The organism is Nocardiopsis listeri (genome assembly GCF_020741345.1).
Lineage (GTDB): Bacteria > Actinomycetota > Actinomycetes > Streptosporangiales > Streptosporangiaceae > Nocardiopsis > Nocardiopsis listeri_A.
The window spans coordinates 1-10,467 of the sequence record NZ_DYZD01000176.1; the positions used below are offsets into that span (position 1 = coordinate 1).

Below are 10,467 nucleotides of genomic sequence, written 5' to 3' on the forward strand. Positions count from 1 at the left end.
GCTCCGACCAAGAGTCGATGGTCGTACGCGGCCGCCAAGGGGCTCGACGAGCTGGTCGCCTACGTACACGGGTCCGAGTCCGGCGTACCTTGCGTCATCACACGGTTCTTCAACGTGGTCGGCCCGCGCCAGACGGGGCGCTACGGCATGGTCGTCCCCCGGTTCGTCGACCAGGCCCTGGACGACGCGCCGATCACGGTGTACGGCACGGGTACGCAGCGCCGCTGCTTCGGTTCGGTCTTCGACGTGGTGCCGGCCCTGACCCGGCTCCTGGAGACCCCGGAGGCCTACAACCAGGCGGTCAACCTGGGTGGACACGAAGAGGTGTCGATCAAGGGCCTGGCCGATCGGATCGTGGAACTGACCGGTTCCCGCAGCGAGATCACCTACGTGGACTACGAGCAGGCCTACGGTGAGGGGTACGAGGACATGCAGCGCCGCTACCCGGACACCTCGCTGGCCGCGCGGCTGATCGGCTACGAGCCGACCAGGGACCTGAACACGATCATCGACTCCATCGTGCAGCACCGTCGTTCGGCCGAGGCCCTTCCACAGCCCGCCTAGTTCCGAGCCAGGGGAGTTCGTCGGGTGCCCCGCCGCCCGCGTTCGTCCTTGCACACGATCGGCTCACAGCCATGAGCGGGCACGAGGCCAGGTCCCCGCCTCACCGTCGGTCGCCGCCCACACCCGGCCAGGGAAACGGGTCCGGCCCGGGAAGTTCCACACCAGCCCCGCGAACCTTCGGTGCGCGAGACCGCGGCCGAACCGCCCGTCACAGGGCATGAGGCCTCTCCGCCCGCGACAGGGCACCGGCCGGCCCCGGCCCGCATCGACGAGGCCACCGAACGCTCGGCAGGGGCACGCCGGTTCAGGGCACGATCACCGTCGCCGCCACGGCCACGGTCAGCGCGAACACACCGGCGCACAACAGGATCAGGGCCCAGGGGCGGGCCACGCTCGGCGGTGGCCCGGCACCGCCCTCTTCCCGCATACCGTGTTCGGTCCTTCGCCACCTCAACCACAGGTGCAGCCCGAGACCGGCGCACATCAACAGGGTCAGGGCCATGACGCCCACCCTGAGCGGCATCGGGACCTCGGGGTCCACACCGGCACCGGGAACGAACGGTCCACGCAGGTACAGCAGTCCCACGAGGACCAGCAGGATGAGCGTGCGCTGCCAGGACAGCAGGGTGCGCTCCGGTTGCAGTCCCGGATCCCGCCGAATCACAGCAGATTCCCCAGCAGAACCACCAGGCACACCAGACCCACGACGAACGTGGTCACGAGGGGCAGAGCGCTCATCGGCAGGGTGTCACCACGGCGCATGATGTGCTGGACACGGAACCAGCGCACCGGTGCGTACACCGTCACCACCCCGGCGATCAGGGCCAGGAGCAGCCCGACGGCGGTGCGCGGCCCCTCGGCCCAACCCAGCGGAAGCAGATGCAGTACGGCGACGGCCCCGGCCAGCAGGGCCAACGCGGTACGGATCCAGGCCAGGAAGGTGCGCTCGTTGGCCAGGGTGAACCGGTAGTCGACGGCCTCGTCCTCGGGTTCTCCCGTACTCATCGGTCCCCCCGGTTTCGCGCGTTCGGCCCACGACCCGGGATCACGGTCATCACAATGAACCCGTGTCCCGCACGGCGACACTAACCCCAGGGAGGCTTGCCTCCCAAACCGATATGAAACACGTGTTGAGTCGGAAACCGACAGGCCATCAGGGTGTTCGGGGGCCTCCCGCGTGCATGCGGAACAAACGAGCGGGCACGACCGCTGTAGCACCCAGGAGGATGGCAGTTGGCCACCGGTCGACACCAACAAGACGAACGAAGAGCAGGAGACCACGTGTCCACCGTCGAACTCACCAAAGACAACTTCGCCGAGACGCTGAAGGACAACAGCTTCGTTCTCATCGACTTCTGGGCGGACTGGTGCGGCCCCTGCCGACAGTTCGCCCCGGTCTTCGAGGAATCCTCGGACAAGCACGACGACATCGTGCACGCCAAGGTCGACACCGAGGCGCAGCGTGAGCTGGCGTTCGAGTTCAAGATCCAGTCCATCCCGACCCTGATGATCGTCCGCGACCAGACGGTCATCTACAACGAGCCGGGCGCGCTCCCCTCCGAGGCGCTGGAGAGCCTGATCACCCAGGCCCGGGAGCTCGACATGGACGAGGTCAAGGACAAGATCGCCGAGCAGGGCGAGTCCCGACAGTAGGCCCTTCCCCGACGCCGGGCTCGGCCGCCGCCCTCGCCACCGTCCCCTCGGACGGCGGGGGCGGCCGTCGCTCGTCCGAGACCGGCCTCCGACGCCCTCACCGCATGTGGACGCGGATGTTCGAGGCACCACCGGCCTTGACCGGGCGTGGTCCGCCCCCGACCACAGTGGCTCCAACCGACACGCTTTCCGGCACGCACCCGCATCGGGGTCCCGAGGCCACCCCGGATCACCCCCGGCGGCCGCGACACCACGTCCCTCGATGACCCCTCCCGCACGTCCCGGGTCGCCGCGCCGTCCTCCTCATCACCCTGCCGCTGTGCCTGTGGTCGCTGCGGGCCATGCCGCGCTGCTTCGCCCACCGGGGCGTCTCGGGGGACGGCGGGGGCCTCACCCCGGCCCAGGACCCGTTTTTCTGGTTCGCCGGACGCACCGCCCACCCGCCGTGGACCGGGATCCGCATGGTCGGGGAGGGCCGCCCGATGAACCCCGTCCCTCGGGCACTCAAGGCGTTCCCGCGCCACCCCGTCGGAGTCACCGTGGCGCCCACCCGGTGCTCGTCCGACATCCGGGCGGTGAACGAGCCGCCCGCGAGCGTCCACGAACCGCTCACCCAGGTCGCCATCGGGCTCCCGCGCAGGCGGTACGTCGAGACACTGCGAACCGTCCAGGCACCCGGGCCCGACCCGGCCCTGTCCGTCTGACCGCCGTCCGGCCCTCGGCGACGCTCTCCCTCTAACGGGGAGGACACCGGAAGGTCACCGGGGGCTTCGCACTCCACCTCCCACGTTCACCTTGGCAACGAGGTTCGTTCACCTTCGCTTCATGCCCACCCGTTTCGATGGGTATCGAACGCGCTCCGCGGGTGTCACCCCCGGGTGAGAACACCGAGCAAGCCCCGTCCGAACCGGAAGTGGCCACATGTCTGTCAGCAAAACCGCGTCCCCTCGCGGAACCGAGTCCGGCCGTGGGGTCGCCCCCGACACCGTCCGGTACAACCGTGGGGTTCCCGACCTGGGCGCCCCCGTCTTCGACATCGCCGACCTGTCGATCCACTACGGGTCCAACAAGGCCGTGCGCGACGTGAACCTGAAGGTGGGCCCGCGCCAGATCACCGCGATGATCGGTCCGTCCGGCTGCGGCAAGAGCACCGTGCTGCGCACCCTGAACCGGATGAACGACCTCATCCCGGGCGCCCGGGTCGAGGGCAGGGTGACCTATCACGGTGAGGACCTGTACGCCTCCGACGTGGATCCGATCGAGGTCCGCCGCCGTATCGGCATGGTCTTCCAAAAGCCCAACCCGTTCCCCAAGTCGATCTACGACAACGTCGCCTACGGCCCCCGGATCAACGGGATGCGCGGCAACATGGACGACCTGGTCGAGGAGACCCTCACCAAGGCCGCCCTGTGGGACGAGGTCAAGGACAAGCTCAAGGAGAGCGCCTTCGCGCTGTCCGGTGGTCAGCAGCAGCGTCTGTGCATCGCCCGCACCATCGCGGTGAACCCCGAGGTCATCCTCATGGACGAGCCCTGCTCCGCCCTGGACCCGATCGCCACGCTCAAGATCGAGGACCTGATGTACGAGCTGGCGGCCGAGTACACGATCGTCATCGTCACGCACAACATGCAGCAGGCGGCCCGTGTCTCGGACCGCACCGCGTTCTTCACCGCGGACGTGGACGACGTGGGCGACCGTTTCGGCAGCCTCGTGGAGTTCGACGAGACCGCGACGATCTTCAGCAAGCCGGCCGACCAGCGCACCGAGGACTACATCTCGGGCCGCTTCGGGTAGACCCGACGCGCGCCGCCCGACCACCCCCTCGACGAAGTGGACCCCGCCCATGACCGCGCTCGCCTCCCCCTCACCGGTTCCGTCGCCTTCGGGTGCCCCGGACGACGAGGCCCGCACGGATCGGGCCGAGGGTCCACTGCGCGTTCTGCTGGTGGAGCCCGAGTCCGAGCAGTCGCACCAGCTGGTGCTGTCGCTGAGCGGACACGACGTGGACATCACGGTGTGCGTGGACGGCGCGGAGGCCCTGCTACGGGTGGGGCTACTGCGCCCGGACACCCTGCTGACCAGCTCCGACCCGTCGGAGGTCGATCTGGAGACCCTGGTGCGGGTGACCCGGCGGGCCACGGACATCCCCATCCTCATCGGGGTGGGTCCGGGTGACTCACAACGGGCGGTCCGGGCCCTGGCCGCGGGCGCGACGGCGTGTGTGAGCCGGCCTTACCGGATTCCGGAGCTGTCGGTACTGCTGCGCGGTTCGTTGCCGGGGACGGAGGGTCTGCCGGAGAACTCCGCCACCTCACACGCCGCGCTTCGCTCGGGCGACCTGGAACTGGACGCGCTGGGCCACCGACTGTTCGTGGACGGGCAGCCGGTCGACCTGGCCCTGCGGGAGTTCGGAATCATGGACTTCCTGTTGCGCAACAGCGGTCGCGTGGTCAGCCGCGAGGAACTGTGGACCGAGGTGTGGCACAAGCCCCTGCCCCCGGTGAACAACACGATCGCCGTGCACATCCGGCGACTGCGGCACAAGCTCGGCGACTCCGAGGCCAGCCCCCGTTTCATCCACACGGTGCGCGGGATCGGTTATCGGCTCGACACGGGGAACGGCGGATAGGCCGAAGGGTAACTTTTTTTCGCATTCCGCAAAAAGGCCCTCCGACGCGACCGGAGAGGCCGTTCTTCCATGCCCCGTGTCGCCTTTCCACAACACACGTTCAGGTGAACACAGTGGGAGTCGATGCGTCACCGAAACCATGGGCGAACGCTCCCTCCAGCCTGAACACATTTTTCATTTTCGCAGTTCAGAAGCCCAACCGGGAACGTCACCGACCGAACACGCAAGATGACGGAAACCGACGCACACGCCTCTCGTTATTGAAAAGTGACATTCGTTCATCCGGCATTCACCCTTCTTCTATCGAACGTCTTCTCATCCGATGACCCGGGGTCTTTCTGCCCGCCTAGTGTCGTTTTACGTCAGCCCCGACAGCGGTGATTCAACGAGGAGAACTACGACATGCGCAACGGGCGTTCCAAGCTCGCCGTTCTGGCGGCCATCCCCCTGCTCGCGGCGGCGTGCAGCAACGGTGACGAGGGCGGCGGCAGTGCCGCCGGTACAGAGGCCGAGCTCAGCGCTTCGCTGACCGGTGCCGGGGCCAGCTTCCCCGACCCTCTCTTCCAGGACTGGATCTACAGCTACGGCAGCGACGTCCAGCCGGGCGTGGAGATCAACTACCAGAGCGTCGGCTCCGGCGCGGGCATCGAGCAGTTCCTGGAGCAGACCGTCGACTTCGGTTCCTCCGAGGAGTACCTCGGTGACGAGGACCTCGCCACGGCCGCCGAGGCCCGCGGCTGCGAAGCGGTCCAGTTCCCGGTCGTGTTCGGTTCCGTGGTCATCGCCTTCGACAACCCGGAGCTGGACGGTCTGGTCCTGGACGCACAGACCATCGCCGACATCTACTCCACCAAGATCACCACGTTCGACGACCCGGCGATCGCCGAGCTCAACCCGGACATGGACCTGCCCGGCGACGAGATCGTTCCGGTCCACCGCTCCGACAGCTCCGGCACCACCGCGGTGTTCACGCACTACCTCTCCACCGAGGTCGAGTCGTGGGCCGACGAATACGGCGAGGGCAAGGAGCTCGACTGGGAGTCCGGCCTGGTCGGCGGCCAGCAGAACGACGGTGTGGCCCAGGGCATCGCCCAGAACCCGGGCGGCATGGGCTACCTGAACCAGTCCTTCGCCCAGGAGGCGGGCCTGTCCGTGGCCACCGTCGTCAACGAGGACGGCAACCCGATCGAGCCGACCCTCGAAGCCACCATCGCCGCCTCCGAGGAGGCCGAGGTCCCGGACGACTTCCAGTTCGCGATCGACGACATCGGTGGCGAGGGCTACCCGATCGCCGGCACCAACTGGATCTTCACCTACACCTGCGGCTACGAAGGCGCCACCGCCGACGCCATCATCGACTTCTGGACCTGGGCCCTGACCGACGAGGGCGCTCAGGACGTCGCCGGCGAGCTGGGCTACGCGCCGCTCGGTGACGAGCTGACCGAGCGCGTCATCGCCGAACTGGAGAGGACCAACTCCGAGAACGGCGGCGGCGACACCGAGGAGGGCGCCGAGGACGACGCCACCGACGGTGACGACGCCGAGGCCGGCACCGAAGCAGACGCCGAGGCCGAAGAGGGCTCCGAGGAGGAGTGACCCCTCCGGGGCCGGGACCACTGATTCCCGGCCCCATCGCCTCATCCGCACGTTGGGGCCGGAACACGGGTTCCGGCCCCGCCCCTCACACCCCGGGGCACGCAGAACAGGGGTGAACCGCTCTCCGACTCCCACGAAAGCCATCAAGGAGAAGCACAATGTCCACTCAGGCCCCCGAGGCCCCGGCCCCGGAGGAACCCCGGCGCAGTTCCCTCCGCTCAGGCAAGGGGCGCATGGCCGACCCGGTCTTCAAGTGGGTCGTCGCGGCCTGCGGAACGATCGTGCTGGTCATCCTGGCCCTGATGGTGATCCGCACCACCACCGAAGCCTGGCCCGTCTTCGCCAAGGAAGGCTTCTTCGGCTTCCTCACCGGTGAGGACTGGACCTCCGGCAACTCCCGGACCGAGATCACCGGAACCTACGGTGCCTGGCCGTTCATCTACGGCACTCTGATCACCTCGGCGATCGCCATCGTCATCGCACTGCCGCTGGCGATCATGGTCGCCTTCTACATCACGCACCTCGCGCCGCGACGCCTCTCCAAGCCGCTCTCCTACACGGTGGAGCTGCTGGCCGCGGTGCCCAGCGTCATCTTCGGCCTGTGGGGCCTGCACTGGTTCCTACCGAACGTGCTCCGCCCGTTCTTCGAGTTCCTCGGGAACACGTTCGGGTGGTTCTTCCTCTTCGAGGGACCGATCCGCGGCGTCGGCTACCTGCCCGCCGGGATCGTCCTGGCCATCATGATCCTGCCGATCATGACCGCCATCATCCGCGAGGTCATCGTGGTACACCCGATCGACCAGCGCATGGCCGCCTACGCCCTGGGTTCCACCCGGTGGGAGGTCCTGCGCAAGGTGGTGCTGCCCGCCAGCTTCTCCGGCATCGTGGCCGCCGCCATGCTGGGTCTGGGCCGCGCTCTGGGCGAGACCATCGCGGTCCTGATGCTCATCGGTGGCGCCCAGTCCTGGGGTTCGAGCCTGTTCAGCACCGGCAGCAGCATGGCCTCGCACATCGCCGCCACCTTCGGTGAGGCCGGACCCGAGGCCAGGACCGCACTGATGGCCATCGGTGTCGCCCTGTTCCTGGTCACGATGATCGTCAACATCCTCGCCCGCGTCATCGTCTGGCGCCTGGGGCGCATGACGGGAGACGCCGCCGTATGAGCACCATGACCTCGACTCCCCCGCGCAAGCACGTCCCGCTGAACCAACGCCCCCCGGGTTCCTCGTTCCGACGGTTCAAGGACCGCAGCGCCACCGTGCTCCTGACCGGTGCGATGGTCCTCGCGATGATCCCCCTGGTACTGATCATCTTCGAGGTGACCCGTCGCGGCATCGGCGTGGTCGACCTGGACTTCTTCACTCAGACCGAACCCCCGCCCCGGCGTGAGGGCGGCGGCTACGCGGCCGGGTTCTTCGGAACCCTGTACATCATGGCGCTGGCCATCCTGATGTCGATTCCGTTCGGCATCGCCACCGCCGTCTACATCGTCGAGTACGGGCCCAACCGGATGACCTCGGCGATCCGCTTCTTCACCGACGTGATGACCGGTATCCCGTCGATCTTCGTGGGTCTGTTCGTGTACGGCCTGCTGGTGATCGGCTGGGGCGGCATGGGCTTCGGTACCTTCGTGGGCGCCGTGGCCATCGCCGTGATGATGCTGCCCATCGTGACCAGGTCCGCGGAGGAGATGCTGCGGCTGGTCCCGAACGAGATGCGCAACGCCAGCTACGGTCTGGGCGCGCGCAAGTGGCAGACGATCGTGCACACGGTGTTGCCGACCGCGGCTCCGGGCCTGACCACGGGTTCGATGCTGGCGATCGCCCGAGGCATCGGAGAGACCGCACCCCTGATGCTGACCGCGTTCGGTTCCGGACTCATCGTCACCGGCTTCCAGGGCTCCCCCCAGGGATCCGTACCCCTCCAGCTCTACAAGGGCGCCGCCCAGCCCTTCGAGGCCGGCATCGACCGTGCCTGGGGCGCGGCGCTGTGCCTGTTCGCGCTGGTGCTGCTCTTCACCGTGATCGCCCGGTGGATCGGTTCCAAGGCTTCCACCGACAACACCTGATCCACCCCCTCGCAGCGGGGCCGTGTTCCATTCGGAGCACGGCCCCGCGGGCCTTTCCCGGTCCGGTCCGTCGACGGTAACCTTGCCCGGACCCTCGACCCGAGACGATCCGGAGTGTGACCCCGATGTCCCAGACCACCGAGTACGCCGCCACGTTCGCCCTTGTGGACGTCGACGGCGACGGTCTCATCTCCGCGCAGGAGCTGACCTCCCTGATGCGCAACCTCGGCGACGAGACCACCGAGGAGCAGGCCGCCGAGGTGGTGCGGACGATGGACTCCGACGGCGACCAGCGCATCTCCCTGGAGGAGTTCGCCCGTTACATGTCCCAGAACAGGGGCTGACCAGGATGGAAGCACGCCACCACGCCGTCCTGTGCGACGTGGACGGCGTCCTTCGCATGTGGCCCGAGGACGGAGGCATGCCCGCCGTGGACCGGCGGTACGGGCTTGCCGAGGGCACCCTCGCCGGCACCGCCTTCCACCCCGACCACCTGCTTCCGGCGATCACCGGTCGGGTCACCGACCAGGAGTGGCGAGCCGGCGTCGCCGCCGCGTTGGCCGACCGCTGTGGTGGACCCGACCGGTCCCGCGCCCTGGTCGACACCTGGACGGCCGTGGTGCCCGCGGTGAACACCGAACTCGCGGATCTGCTGCGGCTGGTGCGCCGGGTGGTACCCGTGCTGCTGGTCTCCAACGCGACCGGCAGGCTGGAATCCGACCTGTCCGAACTGGGCCTTGACGACTGCGTCACGGACGTGGTCAACAGCTCCCGGGTGGGCGTGGCCAAACCCGATCCGGCGATCTACCGGGCCGCACTGGGGCGGGCGGGGGCGGGGCCTTGGGCCACGGCCGGCCCGGCCTCGGTGTTGTTCGTGGACGACACCCCGAGGAATGTGGCCGCCGCCGAGGAGATCGGGTTCACCGGAGTCCTCTACCGAAGCATGGACGACCTGCGTCCCCACCTGGAGGCGCTGCTCTAGGAGGACCGTTCCGCCAGGGGTTTCGAGGCGAGATAGACGGTGTCGGGGACGCCCCGGGCGACCGGGACCTCCACGACCTCCACCACGTCGAAGCGGGCGCGGAGCAGCTTCTCGAAGCTCTCGACGGCGTTGGCGCTCCAGAACGAGAGCACCCCTCCCGGGGCCATCAACCGGGTGAGCCGTTCCAGACCGGCCGCCTCGTACAGACGGTTGTTGTTCTCCACCACGGTCCAGTCGGGCCCGTTGTCGGTGTCCAGGCAGATGACGTCGTAGAGGGCGGGGTCCGGCTCCGCCGCGGCTTTGGCCAGCCAGGCCACGATGTCCTCGTTGTACACCCGACAGCGCGGGTCGTGGTGGACGAAGTCGGCGGCCTCCCCCAGCTCCTCCTCGTGCCAGGCGATCACCTGGGGTTCCAGCTCCACCACGTCCACCCGCGCCACCCGTGGGTGGTCGAGTGCCTCCCGGGCGGAGAAACCCACACCCAGCCCACCGATCAGCACGCGCGCGTGCGAACGCCCCTGAGGTAGGGCGCTCAGGCCGGCGCGAACCATCTCCCGTTCCGAGGTGCCGTCCCGGGTGTCCATGAGGAAGACCCCGTTGGAGTAGATCTCGTAGTGCGCGCCCACCCGGCGCAGCACCAGGTCGCCGCCGGTCTCCCCGGTCACGCGGGCCAGGGTGACCGTCTCTTCCTCCGGCACGAGGTGCCCCGTTCGCTGGTTCATGGCCCCCATTGTGCCCGTCTCGGACGGAAAGGGCCCGCGGATCGAAAGATGCGCCCTTCGGCGGGCGAAGAGGGTCGATCGTCGGAGGGCGAGGGCCGAGTGGCCGAAGCAGACTGGGGACGCACGGTCACCCGAGAAGCCGGGTGCGGGCCCTCGCTCCCGGCTCCGGCCCGCCCCGAGCAGGAGAACCCCACATGCTCACCACCACGTCGGTGCCAAACGTGCTGTCCCGAACACCGCTCTTCCAGGGGCT

At 68.4% G+C, this 10,467-nt stretch carries 13 protein-coding genes; 10 read left to right on the forward strand and 3 right to left on the reverse strand.

Translation table 11 applies throughout. The features are described 5' to 3' along the window. Positions 1 to 564 (forward strand): NAD(P)-dependent oxidoreductase (locus tag K8V84_RS09730; protein ID WP_304073289.1); only part of this gene is annotated, 564 nt, incomplete at its 5' end. A 304-nt stretch (positions 565 to 868) separates the two neighbouring features. On the opposite strand, the gene K8V84_RS09735 is transcribed toward K8V84_RS09730, so the two are convergent. Further along, positions 869 to 1,228 carry a DUF202 domain-containing protein gene (locus tag K8V84_RS09735; RefSeq protein ID WP_304073291.1) on the reverse strand — a complete coding sequence of 120 codons (360 nt, stop codon included), beginning with the start codon at positions 1,226 to 1,228 and terminating at the stop codon, positions 869 to 871. Beyond that, on the reverse strand, positions 1,225 to 1,569 hold the full coding sequence (locus K8V84_RS09740) for a YidH family protein (RefSeq protein ID WP_304073294.1): 345 nt from the start codon (positions 1,567 to 1,569) through the stop codon (positions 1,225 to 1,227). Before K8V84_RS09740 ends, K8V84_RS09735 begins: the two co-directional genes overlap by 4 nt. A 276-nt stretch (positions 1,570 to 1,845) precedes the next feature. Between K8V84_RS09740 and trxA the strand changes: the two genes are divergently transcribed. The 9 genes from trxA to K8V84_RS09785 all read left to right on the forward strand — a co-directional run bounded on the left by trxA (position 1,846) and on the right by K8V84_RS09785 (position 9,492). Further along, on the forward strand, positions 1,846 to 2,217 hold the full coding sequence (gene trxA, locus K8V84_RS09745; protein ID WP_304073297.1) for a thioredoxin: 372 nt from the start codon (positions 1,846 to 1,848) through the stop codon (positions 2,215 to 2,217). A gap of 482 nt (positions 2,218 to 2,699) precedes the next feature. Continuing rightward, positions 2,700 to 2,921, forward strand: a complete 222-nt coding sequence (locus K8V84_RS09750; RefSeq protein ID WP_304073300.1) for a hypothetical protein — start codon at positions 2,700 to 2,702, stop codon at positions 2,919 to 2,921. Positions 2,922 to 3,138: 217 nt separating this feature from the next. After that, entirely contained in the window at positions 3,139 to 4,011 is an 873-nt protein-coding gene (gene pstB / locus K8V84_RS09755; RefSeq protein ID WP_304073303.1) for a phosphate ABC transporter ATP-binding protein PstB, read from the forward strand. Positions 4,012 to 4,060: 49 nt separating this feature from the next. Beyond that, positions 4,061 to 4,846 (forward strand): response regulator transcription factor, encoded by a 786-nt coding sequence (locus tag K8V84_RS09760; protein WP_304073305.1) that lies wholly within the window; start codon positions 4,061 to 4,063, stop codon positions 4,844 to 4,846. 402 nt (positions 4,847 to 5,248) lie between these two features. Continuing rightward, positions 5,249 to 6,442: a phosphate ABC transporter substrate-binding protein PstS gene (gene pstS, locus K8V84_RS09765; RefSeq protein ID WP_304073308.1), complete on the forward strand. Its 1,194-nt coding sequence runs from the start codon at positions 5,249 to 5,251 to the stop codon at positions 6,440 to 6,442. Positions 6,443 to 6,600: 158 nt separating this feature from the next. Next, positions 6,601 to 7,605 carry a phosphate ABC transporter permease subunit PstC gene (pstC, locus tag K8V84_RS09770; RefSeq protein ID WP_304073311.1) on the forward strand — a complete coding sequence of 335 codons (1,005 nt, stop codon included), beginning with the start codon at positions 6,601 to 6,603 and terminating at the stop codon, positions 7,603 to 7,605. Further along, positions 7,602 to 8,510 (forward strand): phosphate ABC transporter permease PstA, encoded by a 909-nt coding sequence (gene pstA, locus K8V84_RS09775; RefSeq protein ID WP_304073314.1) that lies wholly within the window; start codon positions 7,602 to 7,604, stop codon positions 8,508 to 8,510. Before pstC ends, pstA begins: the two co-directional genes overlap by 4 nt. Positions 8,511 to 8,635: 125 nt before the next feature. Then, a complete protein-coding gene (locus K8V84_RS09780; protein ID WP_304073317.1) occupies positions 8,636 to 8,854 on the forward strand; it encodes an EF-hand domain-containing protein in 219 nt (72 codons plus the stop codon). 5 nt (positions 8,855 to 8,859) lie between these two features. Then, a complete protein-coding gene (locus K8V84_RS09785) occupies positions 8,860 to 9,492 on the forward strand; it encodes an HAD-IA family hydrolase (protein ID WP_304073322.1) in 633 nt (210 codons plus the stop codon). Here K8V84_RS09785 and K8V84_RS09790 read toward each other — a convergent pair. Further along, the gene (locus K8V84_RS09790) at positions 9,489 to 10,223 is read right to left on the reverse strand and encodes a spermidine synthase (protein ID WP_304073325.1); all 735 of its coding nucleotides are present in this window, start codon (positions 10,221 to 10,223) and stop codon (positions 9,489 to 9,491) included. The two genes, K8V84_RS09785 and K8V84_RS09790, sit on opposite strands and share 4 nt — an antisense overlap. Between the last annotated feature and the right edge of the window lie 244 nt (positions 10,224 to 10,467).